General features: G+C 32.5%; 20 protein-coding genes and 1 CRISPR repeat array. Of the genes, 11 read left to right on the plus strand and 9 right to left on the minus strand.

The genetic code is table 11. The features are described 5' to 3' along the window. Positions 1 to 101: 101 nt before the first annotated feature. Positions 102 to 600: a CRISPR direct-repeat array (repeat unit 36 nt; unit sequence GTTTTAGGCAGTTCTTAAATCTTCTCATGCTAAAAT). A gap of 175 nt (positions 601 to 775) precedes the next feature. Genes cas2 through BKH42_RS08105 form a run of 5 tightly spaced genes read right to left on the minus strand, consistent with a single transcriptional unit; the run spans position 776 to position 7,329 of the window. Next, positions 776 to 1,099 carry a CRISPR-associated endonuclease Cas2 gene (gene cas2 / locus BKH42_RS08085; RefSeq protein ID WP_257874297.1) on the minus strand — a complete coding sequence of 108 codons (324 nt, stop codon included), beginning with the start codon at positions 1,097 to 1,099 and terminating at the stop codon, positions 776 to 778. Then, positions 1,062 to 2,009: a type II CRISPR-associated endonuclease Cas1 gene (gene cas1, locus BKH42_RS08090; RefSeq protein ID WP_095296107.1), complete on the minus strand. Its 948-nt coding sequence runs from the start codon at positions 2,007 to 2,009 to the stop codon at positions 1,062 to 1,064. Before cas1 ends, cas2 begins: the two co-directional genes overlap by 38 nt. Positions 2,010 to 2,015: 6 nt before the next feature. Next, positions 2,016 to 5,138 carry a type II CRISPR RNA-guided endonuclease Cas9 gene (cas9, locus tag BKH42_RS08095; protein ID WP_180674020.1) on the minus strand — a complete coding sequence of 1,041 codons (3,123 nt, stop codon included), beginning with the start codon at positions 5,136 to 5,138 and terminating at the stop codon, positions 2,016 to 2,018. A gap of 15 nt (positions 5,139 to 5,153) precedes the next feature. Then, positions 5,154 to 5,624: an acetolactate synthase small subunit gene (gene ilvN / locus BKH42_RS08100; protein WP_095296109.1), complete on the minus strand. Its 471-nt coding sequence runs from the start codon at positions 5,622 to 5,624 to the stop codon at positions 5,154 to 5,156. 10 nt (positions 5,625 to 5,634) lie between these two features. Further along, positions 5,635 to 7,329, minus strand: a complete 1,695-nt coding sequence (locus BKH42_RS08105) for an acetolactate synthase large subunit (protein WP_095296110.1) — start codon at positions 7,327 to 7,329, stop codon at positions 5,635 to 5,637. Positions 7,330 to 7,411: 82 nt separating this feature from the next. Between BKH42_RS08105 and BKH42_RS08110 the strand changes: the two genes are divergently transcribed. From BKH42_RS08110 to BKH42_RS08120, 3 genes are read left to right on the plus strand one after another with little or no spacing between them, the layout of a single operon-like run. After that, the gene (locus BKH42_RS08110) at positions 7,412 to 8,185 is read left to right on the plus strand and encodes a pyridoxine 5'-phosphate synthase (RefSeq protein ID WP_095296111.1); all 774 of its coding nucleotides are present in this window, start codon (positions 7,412 to 7,414) and stop codon (positions 8,183 to 8,185) included. Next, the gene (gene pdxA, locus BKH42_RS08115; RefSeq protein ID WP_095296112.1) at positions 8,182 to 9,105 is read left to right on the plus strand and encodes a 4-hydroxythreonine-4-phosphate dehydrogenase; all 924 of its coding nucleotides are present in this window, start codon (positions 8,182 to 8,184) and stop codon (positions 9,103 to 9,105) included. The genes BKH42_RS08110 and pdxA overlap by 4 nt, the downstream gene beginning before the upstream one ends. After that, a complete protein-coding gene (locus tag BKH42_RS08120; RefSeq protein WP_095296113.1) occupies positions 9,098 to 9,706 on the plus strand; it encodes a hypothetical protein in 609 nt (202 codons plus the stop codon). Before pdxA ends, BKH42_RS08120 begins: the two co-directional genes overlap by 8 nt. A 9-nt stretch (positions 9,707 to 9,715) precedes the next feature. On the opposite strand, the gene BKH42_RS08125 is transcribed toward BKH42_RS08120, so the two are convergent. Further along, positions 9,716 to 10,168, minus strand: coding sequence for an acyl-CoA thioesterase (locus tag BKH42_RS08125; RefSeq protein ID WP_095296114.1), 453 nt, complete (start codon positions 10,166 to 10,168; stop codon positions 9,716 to 9,718). A gap of 148 nt (positions 10,169 to 10,316) precedes the next feature. On the opposite strand from BKH42_RS08125, the gene galE reads away from it, so the two are divergent. Further along, a complete protein-coding gene (gene galE, locus BKH42_RS08130) occupies positions 10,317 to 11,333 on the plus strand; it encodes a UDP-glucose 4-epimerase GalE (RefSeq protein WP_095296115.1) in 1,017 nt (338 codons plus the stop codon). Here galE and ruvC read toward each other — a convergent pair. Further along, a complete protein-coding gene (gene ruvC / locus BKH42_RS08135; RefSeq protein WP_095296116.1) occupies positions 11,328 to 11,810 on the minus strand; it encodes a crossover junction endodeoxyribonuclease RuvC in 483 nt (160 codons plus the stop codon). The two genes, galE and ruvC, sit on opposite strands and share 6 nt — an antisense overlap. A 91-nt stretch (positions 11,811 to 11,901) precedes the next feature. Here ruvC and dnaA point away from each other — a divergent pair, with 91 nt between their 5' ends. From dnaA to BKH42_RS08170, 7 genes are all read left to right on the plus strand, one after another. Then, positions 11,902 to 13,221 carry a chromosomal replication initiator protein DnaA gene (gene dnaA / locus BKH42_RS08140; protein ID WP_095296117.1) on the plus strand — a complete coding sequence of 440 codons (1,320 nt, stop codon included), beginning with the start codon at positions 11,902 to 11,904 and terminating at the stop codon, positions 13,219 to 13,221. A gap of 172 nt (positions 13,222 to 13,393) precedes the next feature. Further along, the gene (gene dnaN, locus BKH42_RS08145) at positions 13,394 to 14,461 is read left to right on the plus strand and encodes a DNA polymerase III subunit beta (RefSeq protein ID WP_095296118.1); all 1,068 of its coding nucleotides are present in this window, start codon (positions 13,394 to 13,396) and stop codon (positions 14,459 to 14,461) included. 15 nt (positions 14,462 to 14,476) lie between these two features. Then, positions 14,477 to 16,801 (plus strand): DNA topoisomerase (ATP-hydrolyzing) subunit B, encoded by a 2,325-nt coding sequence (gene gyrB / locus BKH42_RS08150; RefSeq protein ID WP_095296119.1) that lies wholly within the window; start codon positions 14,477 to 14,479, stop codon positions 16,799 to 16,801. A gap of 23 nt (positions 16,802 to 16,824) precedes the next feature. Next, positions 16,825 to 17,502, plus strand: a complete 678-nt coding sequence (plsY, locus tag BKH42_RS08155; protein WP_257874298.1) for a glycerol-3-phosphate 1-O-acyltransferase PlsY — start codon at positions 16,825 to 16,827, stop codon at positions 17,500 to 17,502. 1 nt (position 17,503) lies between these two features. After that, on the plus strand, positions 17,504 to 17,836 hold the full coding sequence (locus BKH42_RS08160; protein WP_180674021.1) for a dihydroneopterin aldolase: 333 nt from the start codon (positions 17,504 to 17,506) through the stop codon (positions 17,834 to 17,836). A gap of 60 nt (positions 17,837 to 17,896) precedes the next feature. Continuing rightward, positions 17,897 to 20,065, plus strand: a complete 2,169-nt coding sequence (locus BKH42_RS08165) for a TonB-dependent receptor (RefSeq protein WP_095296121.1) — start codon at positions 17,897 to 17,899, stop codon at positions 20,063 to 20,065. 345 nt (positions 20,066 to 20,410) lie between these two features. Continuing rightward, the gene (locus BKH42_RS08170) at positions 20,411 to 20,893 is read left to right on the plus strand and encodes a heme-binding protein (protein ID WP_095296122.1); all 483 of its coding nucleotides are present in this window, start codon (positions 20,411 to 20,413) and stop codon (positions 20,891 to 20,893) included. Between the two features lie 63 nt (positions 20,894 to 20,956). Here BKH42_RS08170 and BKH42_RS08175 read toward each other — a convergent pair whose 3' ends face one another. Continuing rightward, positions 20,957 to 21,574 carry an outer membrane beta-barrel protein gene (locus BKH42_RS08175; RefSeq protein ID WP_095296123.1) on the minus strand — a complete coding sequence of 206 codons (618 nt, stop codon included), beginning with the start codon at positions 21,572 to 21,574 and terminating at the stop codon, positions 20,957 to 20,959. A gap of 68 nt (positions 21,575 to 21,642) precedes the next feature. Further along, a complete protein-coding gene (locus BKH42_RS08180; protein ID WP_219349851.1) occupies positions 21,643 to 21,813 on the minus strand; it encodes a hypothetical protein in 171 nt (56 codons plus the stop codon). Positions 21,814 to 22,044 lie beyond the last annotated feature (231 nt).

The following is a 22,044-nucleotide window of genomic DNA, read 5'->3' on the forward strand; positions in this document are numbered from 1 at the left end:
ATATTGATTTCTTTAGATAGCTTCTCTAAATATTTTTTTGCGTATTGTGTTTGGAATTCTTGAATCTTTTGTTTTGAAAACAAATCACTTTTATTATAAACACCAATAGGAGTTCTTAAAAGTTCTTATGGTAAAATGACACCCACTGAAAATTATGTGAAATATTAGTTTTAGGCAGTTCTTAAATCTTCTTATGCTAAAATTGCTTAATTTCCTGACATCTTCAAATATAGGTTTTAGGCAGTTCTTAAATCTTCTCATGCTAAAATTTAATATAGGCTGTGCCTGGAGCATTCCATGTTTTAGGCAGTTCTTAAATCTTCTCATGCTAAAATTTTATTTATACATTTTTATCGAAAACGAAAGTTTTAGGCAGTTCTTAAATCTTCTCATGCTAAAATCAAGAATACCTTCAGAATTGCTATAGAACTGTTTTAGGCAGTTCTTAAATCTTCTCATGCTAAAATTAAATAATGTTTCTTTGAGCATTGGTGTTAAGTTTTAGGCAGTTCTTAAATCTTCTCATGCTAAAATTAGCATTGCTAGAGAGATTTTTGTCTTCAAGTTTTAGGCAGTTCTTAAATCTTCTCATGCTAAAATAGACCCTCTTGATTTCCCGTCTATTGTGGGAATTTTAAGGATAAATAGCATTAAAATATGCTAAAATTCCATCAGAAGATTTAAGAACTGCCTAGAATAAACGGTTATTGGGTTCCGTGCGGGGTTACAATCCCCTAAAAACCCTAAAATATATCAAAATAACTACAAAAATATCTTAAAACAATACAAGCTGTCTTGGTTTCCTTGCTTCTTCTAATTCACTTTTTCTTCCTAGCAATAACCTCATATGGTCAAATTGTTTTTCAGTCAATATCAGTGCCCTAATATTTCCTTTGGCAGGTAGAATCAAATCAAGTCTATCTAAATGTGAATTTGCACTAGCCACACCCTTGCAAATACGAACATACACCGAAAATTGCAACATTATAAACCCATCTTTTATGAGTTCTTTTCTGAACTTTGCGGAATTTTTTCTATCTTCTTTAGTATGCGTTGGCATATCAAACATCACTAAAACTCTCATAAACTTCTCTTCCATTTGAATTCTCTCTATTAAATATTGGCAACAACAAGTGATCTTGGGTTCCTTTTAAAATATTTCCCAAAGACCATATAGTGCGAGTTATGGCTCTATACATCGGATAATATTTATCCTTGCACAAAACTTTGGCACCCAAAATCCCCACTAATTTTTGGCGATGATGGATTTCAAACCCTTCTTTAAGAGAGCCTCTTTCTATCATTAAAAGCACCAAAGAATCGACAAATACACGATAAGGCTCTATAAGATCATCGGCAAGATTAAAGGAATTGAATTGGTTTCTATGAAATATACCCAATGCGGGTAAAAACCCACTTCCAACTAAATTCCTTGCAACACAACCTCTCAAGATTGCATAACCATAATTTAGAGCAGAATTAATGGGATCAAAACTTTTTCTCACAAAATCCACTCCAAAAAGTGCTTGAAAATAAAATATTGCCCCTTGTGCTTCAAAATTTTTAGAGTCATTGAGCATCACGCTTTTAGATAGTTTTAGAATTTTTTCAGCATTTTGAGGGGAAAAATCATTTGCAAGCTTACTTTGATTATAAAGTTTTTGTTTGATAATTTGTTGCCACAAAATAGCTTTTATCTGTTTAGATAGTTTGATTTGTGTTTGAAGCGTCTCAGAAATTTTATAATAACCCAAATAAGGCGTAAAAACACCATTTGGAATATGTGATTCATCACAAGTAAAAAAGGCTATTTTATGATCAGCTAGTTTGCTCAATAAACTAGCTGTGATGCTGACTTGATTGGTTTCACAAACAATCATCAAGATGTCTCTAAGGGGCAAGGTTATTTCTTGATCCCCTTGAATGATACAGAAATGAGTATTTTTAAGACTTAATTTGGCTGGATTTGTAATAAAAATCGTTTGATAAGCCTCATCAAATCCACCCACTCAAGATCATTTCTTGGTTGTTTTAAATCTAATGTCTTTTCTGGCCTCAAAAGGCACTTCACTTATCTCTCCAAGAACAGATACGGAACATTTTTTGAACACCTTCAAATCTTGTATCCCATAATTCTGAGCTAAAAATCCAGAAGAACTAGATGTCCTAAAAAATTCCTTTTCATCATCAGAAATACAATTGCTATGATGCCTAAAAGTCAGAGTACCTGTGCTTGAAGTTGTGCCTACATAGTAAGCAAAGACGCTTTCATGCATTTTTTTTGTCTGGATGCATACCAAATCATCTTTGAAAAGACTAAAACAGAATTCAAAATTTTCATCCATTTCTAGCCAATCTTTGATAACCCCTAGCTTATTTTTACCTGATACGATAGCCTTATTGGGCAATCTACCTATGGCAAAATCATAAGTATAGATGGGCACCACATGATATTTTCCTTTATTTTTAGATTTAAAAATATCGACTCGAACCATATCGCCATTTGTTACTATACCACCATTTATTTCTCTTATTTTTCCCAATTCAAGTGCCCTATTGACGCCTTCTCCCCCCCCATATTCCTTCCATTTTTCCTCGCGTTTGAATATTGTCTGTGCATGTAGGGCTCCCGTAACGCTTCTTCTAGGAGCTCTTGATACAAAAATCGCTTTTATCGCTTCTTCTAGCTTTAATCGAAAATCTATGAGTGGTTCTACTACAGGTTTTTTGTATTTTTGTAAATTCTCTTGAATGTCTTTTGCTTTTTCTTTAGAGTCTTTATATCTCTCTTCTTTTGATTTTAAATAATTACTCAGAGATTGAATATTAGCATCTGTAGCAAGTGCAATAATTAAAGAATCCTGAAAATGATGCAAGTGGGTCTCCCTGTTCTTAGAATCAATCCCCCAATAATGCCTGAGTATGCTAGTGAGTTCACCACTAACGGTCAAGATGTGCTTCTTTGAGCCCTTGCTCCCAGACTTTGCGGAGGTATCTTCTGATTTACCTAAAGGTAAAAATTCTAAATATTTCGATGTGTATTGACCTATGAGTCTATTGATATAGCCAGTATCAACTAGATTACGAGACAAAAACTCACTTCTTGAACCTATGCTTTTATCCACAAAAGCTGTATTCATAATTTTCTTTCCAACATTTCTAGGCAATCTTTTCATCGCATTGATTCTATTTCGTAAATCTTCCCATTTTTCCTTATTTGAACCTATCCATTCATAGGGAGTTTTATTCCCTTTTAGCTGATTTTGTGTAGTGAATACCAATACTTTATTGTTTTGAGAATCATCCAAGCTTCTTGAAAGTGGGTAGATATGATCAATCTGAAGCTTATTTTCTTCTTTTAGATCTTGGATTGTTATTTTATCCCCACTATAAATACAGAACTCATCTTGTTGTTTCCATAGTTTTAATTTCAGAATATTCCTTCCATTGGGATCTAATCCGATACTTTCACATAATCTTTTTGCCTCATTATTGAGATCTCTATTTTTATTTTGCTCTATTTCTATTTTTTTACGTTCGTTGAAATTTTTACTTATATCGCGTGCAAATTCGATGTGAATTTTATGCAATCTTCCATATTTTTTTATAACAGCATTCACAACCTTTCTATATTGGGAAACTGCTCGATTCACGACAGGATTCAACGTATCCTTAAAATCAGTATCAATAAGCGGGGGCAAAAATCCTTTTTTAACATCCTTTGATGAAAACTCCAAAAGCCCCGCTTCTTTTGTGGCTTCATAATATCGCTTTCCTTCTTTCATCAAAGGAATTAATTTATAAAGCACCTTCAAACTCAAAGAAATCGTCTTATCAAAGCCCAGTTGATTAAGGATTAGCCTTTCCTGCATAGATTTTGAAATTGGAAGCTTAGAGAATTTCTCCTTTAGTATCTTTTGAGATTTATTAAATGCGATGATGTTTGCAATTTCATCAAGCGTTTTGATATCTAAAGAGTCAAATTCTTCCTCAAAATCACTCAAATATCCTCTAAGTTCATGAAACTTTGGAAACTCTATGAAAGTGTTCTTTTCGATATCTTTTTTAGTATAATCAATGCCTCTGAATATTATTGAAGGATGATCTTCAAGTTTTAAAATCTTTCGCAGTTCTTTGTAGCTGAGTCCTTTTTTTACGCTTTTTGCTCTAGCAAGTATGAGTTCAATGATTTCCTTGGAAAAAACTTCTTTTGTCTTTTCTGTAATATGTGCCAAAGTATTAATAATCTTTGTAAGATTGATAAATTCTTCGGCACTATAACAGCATTTTGAAGCTCTTTTTTCTTCGGGATAAAACTCACATTTTCCAACCATTGATTCAAAACTCTTTAAATCACGTTGATAAAAAGCTATTTTATTATATGATTCTTCTAGCTCATCTGTTGCACCCTTATTGCCAAATTTTCTTTGAGAATCAAACAAGATTTTTATCTCTTCTTGTAAATCTTTCCTGCCCACACAACGAACATAAGAAGGTTTAGAACCTTCTGAATCTTTGGACTCTTTTTTGGCCTTATTTCTAACATTTTCAAATATTCCTCTTGATATTTCCTTAGAAAAATGTTCTTTACACATCATTTCGCCAATAGTCCTATAACCAAGTCTGTGCATCTCTTCTGTATTGGACTTGATAGACTCTAAAATAACCTTTCCATCCTTCTCATTTTTTTGATTTTGATTAGAATTATTATAGCCTCGTCTTTTTGCAATGTGCAAAAGTACCCTAATAAACTCTTCATCATTTAGTTTTCTATCAAGGCCTTGAGATCTTAATTCCCAAGGAGAAATAAATTCTTTGCTAGTTGTAAAAATATTTGGGAGAAATTCGCCCTCTGAAACAATGTCTTTCAAATCAACATTAAAGTGTTTTGAAAGTAGTATTTTGATCTGTTTGATCCTAGCTCTTTTTCTTTTGTTTGCCCTTCTTGCACCTCTTGCTTCTCTTCTAGGCAAGGCTAAAGACTTTCCATCTTTTGGATTTTCTGCTTGAGCAAAAAGTCTAACACCACAAGCAATGATTTCGCCCACCCCCTGAACCTTTGGATCCACTTCAACCAAACTCCACCCAATTGATGAAATCCCAATATCTAAACCTAAGACTCTTATCATACTATTCATCATATACCTTCGTAATCAATATCTCTCCAAAGCCACAACGCCACTTCTTGCAATTTCCTTGGGATTAAATTTTTTGATAGCTTTAATAAAGCTAGAAATACGATAAGGCTTGTCAGTAACAGCAACAATCACATATTTCTCATTTGCATTCACAATATGGCCATTGTATGCCCTTGAAAGAACCTCTATATCTGCAAGATTTTCTTCAATAGGAATCTTCACAAGTGCCATCTCCCTTTCCAAAAAATCATCATTTTCTACCACACTCAAAACTGGAATCAGTTTGTGTAACTGTTTAACTATTTGCTCTAATACCCTTTCATCACCATCAGTGACAATTGTCACTCTAGAAAGATCGGTATCTGGAATCGGAGCGACGGTCAAAGACTCGATATTATAACCTCTTCCTGCAAAAAGACCTGATATTCTGGATAGAACGCCGTGCTCATTGATAACATTCACAGAGATAATTCTTCGTTTTTCCATAGCCCTATCCTTATTCCAATATCATTTTATTCAATGCTGCCCCACCTGGAACCATTGGCAAAACATGCTCCATTCTATCAATAACCACATCAAGCATACAAACCATATTTGAATCCATTGCTTCTTGAAATGCTTTTTCAAACTCATCTTTGGTTTTAACACGATAACCTTTGCCACCAAAGGCTTCTATGAGTTTGATAAAATCTGGTTGCAAAGATAAATCTGTATGTGAAAATCGACTTTCATAAAAAAAGCTCTGCCATTGCCTAACCATTCCCAAATAGTTGTTATTCAAAATAACATTAATCACAGAAATTTTTTCTTCTACGCAGGTCATTAACTCCTGTATATTCATCAATATCGACCCATCTCCAGTTATATTCACAACTACTTTATCTGCTAAGGCAAGTTTCGCTCCCATACTAGCGGGTAATCCAAACCCCATCGTTCCAAGTCCTCCACTTGTGACAAACTGCCTAGAAAAACTAAATGGATAGTATTGTGCTGCCCACATTTGATGTTGCCCCACATCTGTGACGATAATTGCTCTATCTCCAAGTATTTTTCCAATTTTTTCAATCACCCATTGAGGTTTAAGAACCTCATCGCTATCTTTATATTTGAGCGGATGGAGTTTTTTGTATTTATTCAAGTGTTCTGACCATTCTTTTATCATGCCTGGTTGGTAATCATCATTTTGGAGTAATTCTAAAATATCCTCACACACACTCTTTATGTCTCCAACTACAGGAAAATTGACATCAATAATCTTCCCAATTGAACTTGGATCAATATCAATATGAACAATTTTGGCATGTTTGGCAAATTCACTTACTTTCCCAGTCACACGATCATCAAATCTTGCTCCAACGCAAATAAGAAAATCGCACTCACACATCGCCATATTTGCAGCATAACTCCCATGCATTCCTACCATTCCAAGAAAAAGGGGATGATCATCAGGTACAATCCCTCTTGCCATCAAGGTTTCTAAAAAAGGAATTTGAGTTTTTTCTATGAGTTTTCTAATCACTTCTGCACTAGAAGAAATTACTGCTCCTCCACCGATATAAAATAAAGGTTTTTTTGCATTTTTAAGTCCTTCTATGACTTTTTTAATCTGTCTTGAATTTCCTTTCATAGTAGGCTTATAAGTCCTAAGAGAAACCTCAGATGGATAATCAAAATCTCCATAAGTCGCACTGATATCTTTTGGTAGATCCACCAAAATAGGTCCAGGTCTTCCGCTTCTAGCAATATAAAATGCTTCTTTTAAAATTTTAGGCAATTCAGCGATATTTTTGACTAAAAAATTATGTTTTGTGCAAGGGCGTGAGATACCTACAGCATCAATCTCTTGAAACGCATCAGTCCCAATTTGAGAGATTGGAACCTGACCACTGATAACCACCAAAGGAATCGAGTCTGTATAAGCTGTTGCAATCCCCGTTACAGCATTTGTAAAGCCTGGTCCTGAAGTAATGATAGCCACACCTACTTCTCCACTAGCTCTGGCATAACCATCAGCGGCGTGAATAGCACCTTGTTCATGACGAGTGAGAATATGTTTAAAATGATTTTGTTTGTATATTTCATCATAAATATTCAAAACTGCTCCACCTGGATAGCCAAAAATAACTTTTACACCCTCCATCCTTAAGGCCTCTATAAGCATTTCAGAACCATTGAGTCGTTTTGTTGGCATAAAGTCTCCTAAAATCGTTAATTCTCTATTATAATATGTTTAGGCAAAATTTCAAATTTTTTTTTCAGTATGGAGGCACTCAATGAAATTAGGATTAAATATTGATCACATCGCCGTACTCAGGGAAGCTAGAAAAATCAATGATCCTGACCCTTTAGAGGCCATTTTTATTGCTAAAAATTCAGGTGCTAACCAAATCACTATCCACTTAAGAGAAGACCGTCGACATATTAATGAGGATGATGTCACAAAAATCATTCAATCAAGCTTTTTACCCGTGAATATAGAGTGTGCTTGTGATGAAAAAATAATCGAATTCTTGTGCGAACAAAAGCCTCATAAAATCACCCTAGTTCCAGAAAAAAGAGAGGAAATCACTACAGAAGGCGGATTAGATGTAGGGCATTTGGGATTAAAAAATATCATCAAAGAATTTCAAAAAAATGACATTGAAGTTGCTGTGTTTATTGAGCCTACCAAGGAAGCCACACTCATATCAAAAGATTTGGGGGTTGATGGGGTGGAATTCCATACTGGAAAATATGCAAATCTAGATTTAATGCTACATTCAAATCTTTCTAGAACTAAAAATACAATACAATCGTATGATTTAGATAGAAAAACTCTAAAATTTAAGCTTGAAGAATCTATCAAAGAAATTTTTGATTGTGCAACGCTTGCAAAGGAGATGTCTTTGGGTGTTTTTGCTGGGCATGGACTGAACTACAATAATGTCAGTGAAATTGCAAAAATCAAACCTATTGGCGAACTCAATATCGGGCAAAGCATCATCGCAAGAGCTGTTTTTGTCGGATTAGGAGTGGCTATTTCTGATATGATAAAGCTTATCAAGTGAAGAAAATCGCTGTTTCTATTGGAGACATCAATGGCATAGGGATTCATATCGCCCTAATTGAGCATTCAAATATTAAAAAAATCTGTCATCCCCTTTATTGTGCTCATCAAGAAATCTTTGAAAAAGCTTGTGATATTCTCAAAGTTAAAATGCCAAAAGATATGGAATTTTTACCCCCCAAACAAAATATTCCTGAAATAATACCCGCTCAGATTAATTCCCAAAGTGGCAGATACAGCTATGAAAGCTTTATAAAAGCTTGTGAACTTGCCGATAAAAATGAAGTTCATGGTATTTGCACCCTACCTATCAACAAAAAAGCCTGGAACTTAGCGAATGTATCTGAGATAGGTCACACTGAAGTTCTTGCCAAACGTTATAAAAAAGACACCATAATGATGCTGGGTTGTGAAAAAATGTTTGTTGCACTTTTTACTGATCATATTCCTTTAAAATCAGTGAGTTCTCACATCAATACTCAAAAACTAATAAGCTTTTTGCTCACTTTATATCAAAATTTAAAATTAAAAAATGCCCTTGTCTTGGGAATAAATCCTCATTGTGGAGATGGTGGAATCATAGGAGATGAAGATGAAAAAATCTATCAAGCCATTGAAGATGTTAATAAAATCATTGGTAAGGAAATTTTTATAGGTCCGATTCCTCCTGATACTGCTTTTAGCCCATCAAACAGAAAAAAATATAGTTTTTTTGTAAGCATGTATCATGATGTGGGTTTAGCACCACTAAAAGCACTCTATTTTTATGAGAGTGTAAATATAACCTTAAATATTCCGATATTTAGAGTATCCGTTGATCACGGAGTGGCTTATGATATAGCCTACAAATCTGAACCAAATACTCAAAGCTACCTCAATGCAATGAATTTGGCAATAAAAAATGGATTTCTCTATGAATAAAAACCAACTTGAAGCACTAGAAAAAAAATTCGATAAACAAAAATCTTACATACAGCAACTTGAAAGCCAAATAAATCTAAAAACTTCTGAGCTTGCAAATATGAAAAACTTACTAGAAAAGACTCATTTAGAAGTGAAAAAATTTGATAGCGATTTAGATCATATTTTAAATTTTATCTTGACTTTAGAGGACAAGATCAAACATCAAAAAAATGGCGTGTCAATTCTGCAAGAATACATACAAAGCATCCTCATCACACAAAACAAAGATATGCTTTTTGGAGTGGGCATAGATAAAAAATTTATTAAAAATAAAAGTATTTCAACGATTAAATATTATCTTTATACCTTTGATTGTTTCATCAAAGAAAGTTATGTGCTGGAGAATCTAAAAGTTTCACAAAAAAAAGATGCAGGCATTATCATAAAAACGCTCATTGATTACATCAAAATATCTTTCAAGAATAAAAATGTACAAATAAGAGGAATTATTGAATTATCTGAACAAAGCCTTGAAGAGATTTTGAATATAAAATTTTATGGCAATCATAGTATTGCCCAAGAAGTTAAAGATTTTATCAATCTATACAGTTTAGAATAAGCCATATCATCACTTCCCAAGTCTAGCATTTCTTCTTTCTATGGCTTTCTCATATCTTCGTTTTTCTGCTGGAGTGACTGGTTGAAGTGGTGGAACAGGAACTGTTTTTCCATCAACTACAGCCACCATTGTGAAATAACAACTGTTACAATGAGTAACAAATTTATTTTTTATATCTTCACTGATAACTTTGATTCCTACTTCACAGCTTGTTCTGCCTGTATAATTAACGCTTGCCAAAAATGTAATCAAAGCACCAATAGGAATAGGATGTTTGAAAATCACGCTATCCACACTCAAAGTAACCACACCTACACCACAATATCTAGTAGCACAAGCATAAGCAACTCCATCAAGCATTTTTAACAACTCACCTCCGTGCATCACACCGCTAAAATTTGACATACTAGGGGTCACAAGAACAGACATTGTCAAACTCTTGGTATCAAATACATCTTCCATAATTATTTCCTTATTAAAATTTTCCAAAAATTATAACCAAGTAATATTAAAGCGAGTCAAAAATATATTTTATTTTCATCATTCATCTTTTTTGAGAATAAATATAGTTTGATATAATCAATCTAGCAAAAACATAAGGAGTACTCAAATGCATCTTTTATTCACAGGTGGAAGTGGTTATATAGGCTCAAATACAGCATTAGAATTTTTAAAAAACACATCTTGTGAAATCAGTATCTTAGATAATCTAAGCACTGGTTTTATTGAAAATTTTAAATATCTTCAAAATCAATTCAAAAATAGAGTCAATCTAATAAATGCAAATTTGGGGGATATATCAACTTTAGAAACCATATTTAGCAAGAACACATTTGATTGTGTTTTGCACTTTGGTGCTTCATTGATTGTATCTGAATCTATCACAAATCCACTCCTGTATTACAGCAACAATACTGCTAATACAATTCATTTGATTTCTATGTGCATCAAATACAAAATCAAAAATTTTATATTCTCTTCCACAGCAGCAGTTTATGGAGAGCCTGGCATGAGACTTATTCCTGTAAATGAATCCACCTCTTTAGATCCTATTAATCCTTATGGGGCATCTAAAATGATGAGTGAAAAGATACTAGAAGATTCAAGTAAAGCCTATGATTTTAACTACATCGCACTGAGATACTTCAATGTAGCAGGTGCAAACACACAAAGTGATTCTTCTTTACCCGAGCTTGGACAAAGAAATAAAAATGCCACTCATTTAATCAAAATTGCTTGTGAATGTGCTTTAGGAAAAAGAGAAAAAATTTCTATTTTTGGAGATGATTATCCCACTAAAGATGGTACTTGTATTCGTGATTATATACATATCACCGATTTAGCAAATGCACATTTACAAGCTTACAATTATCTGAAAAAAAATCAAAAATCAGAAGTTTTTAATGTTGGATATTCTGAGGGATATAGTGTAAAAGAAGTGATTGAAATGACTAAAAAAATATCGCAAACAGACTTTAAGGTTGAGATCTCACCTAGAAGACCTGGAGATCCTGCTGAACTTATAGCTAACAATGACAAAATAAAATCCCTTACAGAATGGGAACCTAAAAATAATAATTTATCTGTAATCATCAAAAGTGCTTTTGAGTGGGAAAAAAGGTTATGATTTTTTTAAATTCTTGATTCTTTGAGAGTGCGTGATAGCAATAGCAATAGCATCTGTTATATCAAGAGGTTTTATTTCTCCTTTGATTCCCAAAATTTTTTTCACCATAAATGCCACTTGATTTTTATCCGCTTTTCCATTTCCTGTGAGAGCTTTTTTTACCTGTAATGGAGTGTACTCAGAAAAATTTCCTAATTCTTGAAGTATTTTTAGGCTCAAAGCTCCTCGAAATTGAGCCAATTTAATAACAGATTTTGGATTATAGGCATAAAACATATCTTCAATAGCAACCTCATTAATTTCATGAGATTTTAAAACCAAATCAATCCCTTCGACAAACTCCAATATTTGATCTTGCAATATTCGCTCTTTTATTTTAATAATACCTGCCTCAGCTAAAGATAGTTTGCCATTAGATAAATGGATAATCGCATACCCACAATTCCTACTACCTGGATCAATTCCTAAAATATTCATAAATTCTCTTTTTTAATCTACTTTATACCTTTTTTTTACTATTATTCACTAAACTTTTCACATTGTGAAATGATGTTAAATGGAACAAACAATGATAGAAAATAATATATTAAATGAGCTTAAAAAAGAGATTACAGAGGTTGAATATTCGACCTATATATCAAAAATGAAATACGATGAAAATGCCTCAAAATCGGACTTAGTCGTGTTTATAGTTCCAAATATATACATTGCAAATTGGATCAAAACAAAATACAGCGAACAAATTGCACATCTTTTTGAAATTTACCGAAAAATTAAGCCAGAAATAAGAATAATTGTGGAATCACAAAAGAAAGATGTGAAAAGTTTAAAAACACCTGGAAACAAACCCCAAGTAAAAAATATTTTGAATCCCTCTTATACTTTTGATTCCTTTATAGTAGGAGAATCAAATAAATTCGCATATGAAATAGCAAAAAAAATATCTGAAAAAAAAGCTGAAGCTTATAACCCCGTATGGATATATGGGGGCACGGGTTTAGGAAAAACACATATTTTAAATGCCATAGGAAATAGTGTCTCTGAAAAAAATAAAACCGTTATTTATGTCACAGCAGAGCAATTTTTGAATGATTTTTTAACACGTATTCAAAATAACACGATGGATAGATTCCGAGATAAATATCGTAATTGTGATTATCTTCTCATTGATGATGTGCAGTTTTTTGGTGGAAAAGAAAAAATACAAGAAGAATTTTTTCATACTTTCAATGAACTTCACAGTAAAAAAAGTCAAATAGTAATGACTAGTGATAAAACCCCTAAACAAATACTAGGTCTAGAAGAGAGATTAAAATCCAGATTTGAATGGGGAATGATAGCAGATATACAACCTCCAGGTCTTGAAACTAAAATTGCTATCATCATTCAAAAATGTCGTCTCAATCAAATAGAAATTGATAAAGAAATTATCAATTATTTGGCTTCAAATATCAATAATGTTCGTCAGATTGAAGGAATTATTCTAAAGCTGAATGCTCAAGCTTCTATCATTGGACAAAATATCTCTTTGACAATGGCAAAAAACGCTATCAAAGATACTCAAAAAGAAAACCTTGAAAACATCACTTTAGAAAATATTATCAAAACTGTTTCAAAAGAACTCAATATAAAACCTTCTGAAATCAAATCAAAATCAAGAAATAAAACCATTGCTAATGCTAGAAGGATAGTTATTTATTTAGGAAGAACTCTTACTCCAAACTCAATGCCTCATCTTGCACAATTCCTAAATATGAAAGATCACAGTTCTGTAAGCAAGGCCATGAAGATGATTACAACCGAAATTACTGAAAATATCAACACAAAAATGATGATAGATGAAATGAAAAAGAAAATCCAAAGTGAGCAAGACGATAAAACGATGTAAAAAGCAAAATTTTAGATACAATAACGCAAGGAAGATGTGAAAAGTTGTGAAAACAATGATAATAATGTTTCACATTATAAATAGCCTTAAAATGGTCATTTTAAGATAGATTTCACTTATTCACTGAAATCTACTAATGCTATTAAAATTTATAAATATTTAAGGAGATCTAATGAAATTAATCGTAAGCAAAAGTATTTTAGAAATAACCTTGACAAATTTTCAAGCATTTTTAGATAAAAAGGATTCTTCACAAATCACATCTCATATTTATTTTGAATGCATTGATTCAAAACTTCTATTAAGAGCAACAGATTATGAAATTGGCATAGAAGCTAAAATAGATAATATCAAAAAAGAATCTGATGGAAATGCAACTGTAAATGGTAGAATGATTTTAGATATTGTTAAAAAGCTTGAAGATGGAGAAATTATATTAGAGACAGACAATGACTTTTTCTATGTTAAGCAAGGAAAAACTAAATACAAAGAGTCAATGTTTAATGCTGCTGAATTTCCAATATTTCCAGAACTTCCTAACTATAAAAAACTTAATATCGATACTTCAAAATTTATCACTTCCATTAAAAAAATCAATCCTGCTATTGAAACAAATAATCAAAAAATGGAGCTCAATGGAGCCTTTTTAGATATTAAAGATTATTCTTATAATTTCGTAGCAACAGATACTAGAAGACTTGCAGTAGTGAAATATGAAACTCAATCTGTAGATAATCTTTCTATTATCATTCCCAAAAAAGCAACCACAGAAATTTTAAAGCTTTTCTATGATGATTTTGAAATCTATTATAGTGAGTCTCAAATCATCTTAAAAACACCTCAATATATGTTTTATACTAAACTCATCAATGGTAAATATCCTGATTATGAAAAGATTATCCCTAAAAATTTCAAAAATGAAATCAAACTCCCTAAAGAAATCATAGAAAAGTCAATCAAGAAAGTCAATCTTTGTAATAACATAAAAATCATTATCAGACCTAATGAAATATTATTTGAAGCTATCAGTAATGAAAGTTCTAGAACTGCAAACACACAAATAGAACTGGAAACGAAAATAGATGCTGAAATAAGTATTGGGGCAAATTCAAAATATATACTTGATTTTTTCTCTCAAACAGAAGAATCTGAATTCGTTTTATGTTTAAATGATTCCAATAATCCTTTTGTTTTAAAAGATAAAAACTTTTCAACGATTGTGATGCCAATCATATTTTAATATCACGGAGCAAAAATGGAAGAAAATAAAAAGGAATATGGTGCAAGCAATATAAAAGTCCTCAAAGGACTTGAAGCAGTTAGAAAAAGACCAGGTATGTATATTGGGGATACAAATATCAATGGTCTGCATCATATGATTTATGAAGTCGTTGATAACTCTATAGATGAGGCAATGGCAGGATATTGTGATAATATTAAAATAACACTCACACAAGAAGGCAGTGCTATTATTGAGGATAATGGTAGGGGTATCCCTGTGGATATGCATCCTACTGAAAATCTTCCTGCTGCCACAGTTGTACTCACAGTTTTACATGCTGGGGGAAAGTTTGATAAAGACACTTATAAGGTCTCAGGAGGATTACACGGTGTAGGTGTGAGCGTTGTTAATGCTCTTTCACGACATTTGATAATGACTATCAAAAAAAATGGAAATATTTATCGTCAAGAATTTGCTAAAGGCATTCCTCAAACTCCTTTAGAAGTTATCGGTACAACCAAAGAACACGGAACCACTATAGAATTTTTTCCTGACGGTGAGATCATGGAAATTTTGGAGTTTGATCAAGATATTTTGATCAAACGATTCAAAGAAATGGCATATTTAAATCAAAATGTAACCATTCATTTTAAAGATGAAAAGACTCAAAAAGAAGAAAAATTTCATTTTGAAAATGGTCTTTCTCAATTTGTTGAAGATATTAATAAAAAACCTTTTGTTTCTCAAATTATTACTTTTGAAGCTAATGAACAAGAAACAGAAATTGAAATTGCTTTAGCCTATAATGAAAGCTATGATGAGAAGGTTTTAAGTTTTGTGAATAATATTAGAACTCCTGATGGAGGAACTCATGAAGCAGGTTTTCGTGCAGGACTTAGCAGGGCAATTATCAATTATATTGATGCTAATGCTAATGCTAGAGAAAAAGATAGCAAAGTTACAGGTGATGACATCAGAGAGGGATTAGTTGCCATTATATCCACGAAAGTTATGGAACCTCAGTTTGAAGGTCAAACAAAAGGAAAATTGGGAAGTTCTTTTGTAAAACCAATTGTTCAAAAATTAACTTATGAAAAATTATCTAAATTCTTTGAAGAAAATCCAAATGATGCAAAAGCAATTATGCAAAAAGCCTTACTTGCAGCTAGAGGTAGAGAAGCAGCAAAAAAAGCAAGGGAACTCACTAGAAAAAAAGAAAGCCTCTCAGTGGGTACATTGCCAGGAAAATTAGCAGATTGTCAAAGTAAAGATCCTGCAGAATCTGAAATTTATCTTGTGGAAGGAGATAGCGCGGGAGGATCTGCAAAACAAGGTAGAGATAGAGTTTATCAAGCAATTCTACCATTGAGAGGTAAAATCTTAAATGTTGAAAAATCAAGACTTGATAAAATTTTAAAATCTGAAGAAATTAAAAATATGATAACTGCTTTTGGCTGTGGAATTGGTGAAGAATTTAATCTTGAAAAACTTCGATATCATAAAATAATTATAATGACCGATGCTGACGTGGATGGAAGTCATATTCAAACTCTTTTAATGACATTTTTCTATCGTTATTTAAAACCTCTTGTTGAAAATGGACACATTTATATCGCTCAACCTCCACTATATAGATTCAAAAAAGGTAAAAAAGAAATCTATCTCAAAGATGAAAAATCACTCTCTGAATATTTGATTGAAAATGGAATTGAAAATTTCAAGTTTGAAGGCATAGGCACAAAAGAACTTTTAGAAATCCTAAAATATATTTCTCATTATCGTTTTACTTTAAAAGAGCTAGAAAAACGTTATGCGATGATAGATGTTATTAGATTTTTAATTGAGAATAGAGATTATATTTCTCTTGATTTTGAACAAATGTATAAAAAAATTGAAGAATTTTTAAGTACTAAAGAGTGTAATATTTTGAGCAAAACCATCAGAGATGATAAAATCATGCTTTATATTCAAACTAAATCAGGACTTGTTGAACTCACTATTGATGAAAGTCTTTTTGTGGATAATTTTTTTGAAGAAGCTTATTTTATTTACAATAAAATTTGTGAAAGAAAACTTGATTTTCTTAAAGATAAAGATCCTATCTTAATCCTTCAAGAGATAGAAGAATCAGCCAAAAAAGGTGCTTATATTCAAAGATATAAAGGTCTTGGAGAAATGAATCCTGAACAACTTTGGGAAACTACAATGACTCCTCAAAATAGGACACTTTTAAAAGTAACCCTTCCTGATGAACAACAAGCCGATGAGATTTTCACTCTTTTTATGGGCGATGAGGTTGAACCCCGAAGAGAGTATATTCAGCTCCACGCAAAAGATGTCAGACATTTAGATGTATAAAGATTAAAAATAAAGGTATAAATTTGCAAACACAAAGTCTTTTTTTGGAATTGATTACAAATATAAACATAATTTTTTATATTTTGGCATATTTAGTTGGTGGAATACCTTCGGGCTTATTTTTGGCAAAAATCTTTGGGAATGTAGATATTCGAAAGGTTGGCTCTGGAAGTATAGGTGCTACAAATGTTTATCGGGCACTTAAAGATGTTATTGAACCAAAGAAAGCAAAAATCATCTCGTTTATAACTCTTATTTCAGATGCCTTGAAAGGCTTGATCGTTGTTCTTTTGGCAAAGATATTTGGACTCAATTATGATGTTCAATGGATGATAGCAATTTTATGTGTTTTTGCTCATTGCTATAGTCCTTATTTAAACTTTACTGGGGGCAAGGGTGTATCCACAGCTATAGGTTCAGTTATTTTATTGATGCCTATTGAAGGTATTTTAGGCCTTATTGTCTGGGGTGTTGTCGGAAAGGTTTTTAAAGTTTCTTCTCTCTCTTCTCTTTTGGGCGTATTGAGTGGTATTGGTTTTACATTTATTATTCCTTATGTATTTCCTTTACCCCATTTTATTTCTATTGTAGATGAGATAGGAACTCATACACCCGCAGTTGTCATTGCAATTATTATTTTATACACTCATATTCCAAACATTGTGCGTTTGTTTAAAGGTGAAGAAAAAAAGGTTCTTTAGATTGATTTTTGATTTAATCATAGAAGCACTCAGGCTTAAAGTCATTATCGGTATTTTAGATTTTGAAAGGATAACCCCTCAAGATATACTCATTGAAGGTGTTATTACCTATGAATATATTCATAACAATTTTATTGATTATATTAAAATCAAAGATGTCATTCAAAACCTAGTCCAAAATAAAAAATATGAACTTTTAGAAGAGGCTCTATCAGATATAACCGATCATCTAAAAAATAATTTTGATACCATAAAGAACATTGAATTGAAAATAAAAAAGCTAAGTATTACTCCTGATTGTGTGATTGGAGTTAAAATAAATAGATCTTTTTAAGTTTATTTTTAGATATTATTTATAATAATAAAAGCTCTTATTATTATAAAAAGGATATTGATGTCTAAAAATAAAATTTACATTTCAATGGTGTTGTTATTTTTGAGTTCAAACTTGTTTGCTGATGAACCAAATGACTATACATTAGAAAAAGTAACCACAGAGGGGCAAAAGGAATTTCAGTTCAACAATAAAGACTATATTGATAGCCAAGATATAGCAAATCGACAATCTAATAGCATCGCTGATGTTTTTGCTACTCAATCAGATGTGAATGTTGGTGGCGGGGGAATGATGGCACAAAAAATTTATGTTCGAGGCATTGAAGATAGATTGCTTCGTGTAACCATTGATGGAGCAGCACAAAATGGAAATGCTTTTCATCATCAAGGAAACACGATTATTGATCCAGGTATGCTTAAAGAAGTCGAAATTACAAAAGGATCAGCAAATGCCTCCGCAGGTCCAGGAGCTCTAGCAGGAGCTATCAGTATGACCACAAAAGACGCTTCAGATTTGCTTTCAAAGGGCAAGAACTTCGGGGCTTATTTGGGAAGTTCATTTTATACTAACTATGGTATTAAAGAGAATATCTCTATTTATGGTCGGGGGAAACACTTTGATGCTCTAGCCTACTATACTTATCAAAATATATTTTATTACAGAGATGGAGAGCACACTTTTAAAAATCTATTTCATCCAACTGAAGATGACAAAGTCTTAGGCTCTCCTTCTGAACAAAACAATGTTTTATTAAAAGCCAATGCCTATATCAGCGAAAAAGATAAAATCACCTTCACATATAATCTCACTAGAGATAATGCCACTAGACCTTTTCGTGCTAATGTGACCAATCCACCTGCTGATGCACAAGAAGAAAAGGTTGATTTTGCACAAGAACTTTTTCATCACATTGACAGTAACAATAATATCTCTATGCAATACAATCATCAAGGAGATAAAAACTTCGGTTCTCCTAAGGTAAAACTAGATGTTTATGCAAGTATCAGGAACATCCATTTGACTCCATTATTTGATCCACTAAATGCACAAACAGCTGATGGAACACCTTTGCACGAGGCAGATGCTGAAGGGAGCACTCCTAGAAATATATTTCTTAATAACATTGGAATGGATTTGAAAGTCTCTCATCCTATCACAGAAGATTATAAAAACACCCTTGATTATGGATTTGATTACCAAAATATGACAGTGATGGATAAGCAATCTGAGGTTGTTTATGCCCAAAGAGGAAGAGGGGAAGAAAATAGCAATATCATAGGAGCATACATTCAAGCTAATTATGCATTCTTAGAGTCTCTTAGTATTGGGGCAGGAACTCGTTATGATGTTTATACTTATTTTGACAAAAATTCTCAAAATCACATCACGCAGGGATTTTCGCCCTCTGTAGCCATTCTTTATAATCCTCTTGAACCCTTAGATATGAAACTCTCCTATGCTTATGTCACTAGAGGAGCTTTGCCTGGAGATGCACTGCTTATCAATTCAGAAACAATTATCAATCCTAACTTAAAATCCGAAAAAGGTCAAAATGTAGAATTTGATGTGGATTACACTCAGGAATATTTTAGTTTAAGAGGAGCTGTGTTCTATCAAGTCATCACGGATTTTATTAATAGCTATGGCAGTCTTAGTGATGATCCCAATCTAGATACAAGTATTGGAGAGAGAGCAGATGGTCTTAGAACAAATCTGAGCGATAATATCAATATTATGGGTTATGAGCTAGGAGCGAGTTTTAATTATGAAAATTTTTTGGCTTCGTTTAGTTTTTCTAGAAGTTATCCAACTGTTGGGGGTAAATTGATTCAAGATACTTATGAGCTAGGAGCTACAACAGGGAATAACTATGTCTTAAAGCTAGAATATGTTTTTGATACCATTGGTCTTGATATTGCTTGGATGAGTCGATTTGTTCAGAGCATTGATTATGATGGTTATGACATTTATAATAAAGAAACACTTCCTGTAAATAAGCCTGGTTATGACATTCATAACATTTATCTCAATTACACTCCGCCCAAAATCAAGGGATTAAAATTTTCGATTGTTTTAAACAATATTTTTGATAGATTTTATGTCGATCAGACTTCTCCATTGAAAGTTGAAGCAGATGGTTCAGCTGCTGCTAGTATCAATCAAGTCAGAAAAGCTCTTGCAGAACCTGGATTTAATGGGAAATTTGAAATTTCATACAGATTTTAATCTCATTATAGATTCATTCTAATACAATCTTATTATTAAACAAAAATAAGATTTATCTAAAAGATTGTATTAGAAATTTTTATTCTTTCCAAACATACATATCGAACAACTTCGCGATAATGATACGCAAAAATCCGCAAAAACATTGAGTTTGACATAAAACTTCGATAATCGCCCATTGTATAAAATATTCTGATAAATTTATCAATGCAAATAAAAACAGAGCTGATGATAAATTTGAGAGTTTGAATATGATTACGATAATAAATCTAGGAATTGATATAATTAACTATAAATTTTGAAATAAATAATATAATCAAGAGAATTCAAAATAAAGGAAATCCAATGAATCATAAGTTTTTATTTTTAGCTCTAGTATTTGGAGTATCATTTGCTCAGGCATTGCCTAAAGAACCTGTATTAAGCACACAAGTTGCTCTGAAAATAGCAAAAAATACCTTTGATAAATGCAAAACTGAAGGCTATAACATATCTGTAAGCGTCCTAGATAAGGGAGGCAATCAGATCGCATTCTTAAAAGATGAAAATGCTGGACCTCATACCATAGAAGGTAGCTACAAAAAAGCCTTTACAGCACTTTCTACAAAGACACCTTCTTCTAAATTTGCCCAGAAGCTGATGAAAAAAGAAATTCCAGAAGGACTCATCAACTTGAGTAAAGATTTTGTTTTTGTAGGAGGAGGATTGCCCATAAAAGTCGATAATACTGTCATAGGAAGCGTGGGTGTGGGCGGAGCTCCTAGTGGAGATATTGACGAAAAGTGTGCGATGGCAGGGATACAAAGTGTGCAAAAAGAGCTAAAATAATTCTTCTATCTTCTCTACTTAGAGAAGATAGAGCTTTAAATCACCCCAAAAAACCTCTAAATCTTAAAATGAATAGCTATATGCCACATAGACGGTTGCCAAAGTATGTGTTGTGGCTTTGACAATTGGTGTCTCAATTTTGTCATAGTTATAGAGTGGGATTTTAGCACCAAATTCGATTCGATTATGATTGTTGATGATTTTTGAAAATCCTACATTCACTAGCAAACCATCTGTAGCGATTGTCCGACCTTCTATAGCACTTTGTTTTGATTTTGAAAGAGAGTCTTTCGCTTCTCCCCCTACCCATTCATATCCAACACCTGCGAAAATCCCCCAAGGACTATCACTATCTGAGAAATTTAGCAAATAATCAAGATTCGCACCATATTTCATCATTGCATCACTGCCAAAATGCAAGTAATTAAAATTTCCATAAAGTCGCAGACCGTTGTAGTTCCCAAAATATTGTTGATAACCTGCTCTAACACCATAAGACATATTAAATACAACAGTTACAGATTTTGCAGAGCCATAATCTCCAGCATCCACAGACCCGCTACCACTGTTCATAGCAAAACCAATATCTGCACCTATGAAAACACCAGATTTTTCGTTAGCCTGTAATGCAGACATTCCTAAAATGCCTACAAAAAATATAGAAAACAAACTTCTTTTCATAAACAATCCTTTATGTTTTTATTATAATCCAACATGATATTGTATCTAAAATATTAATAAAACCATATTTATGTGAAATTTTTTATAAAATATTCACAAAAATAATGAGTTGTTTTGTGACCCTTAAATTCTATTCTATGATGCTCTGCTAGAAGGATTGAAATCCCTGCATGAGCTTTTACCTGAATTTGACCCACAGGAAGTGTCCATAAACCTTCTTCATTTTTTGCATCACCCAAACCAATCACTCCTATCAACCCTAATATCTATCCTAAAGACAAATAACGTTTCATTCCTTCAAGAATATTATCAAGTTAGTTTAAGAATACTAGAGGTACAATACTTGAATAAAATTTTAAAATGTGATAAAAGATTAGTAGTTGAATATTTTACTAACAGGAACCCAATATGAAGAGGATTGTATTACTTGCCTTTATGATGCTAACTTCTGCAAGCACCTTAGCACAAGC

The organism is Helicobacter sp. 13S00482-2, assembly GCF_002272795.1.
In the GTDB taxonomy this organism is placed as follows: Bacteria; Campylobacterota; Campylobacteria; order Campylobacterales; family Helicobacteraceae; genus Helicobacter_J.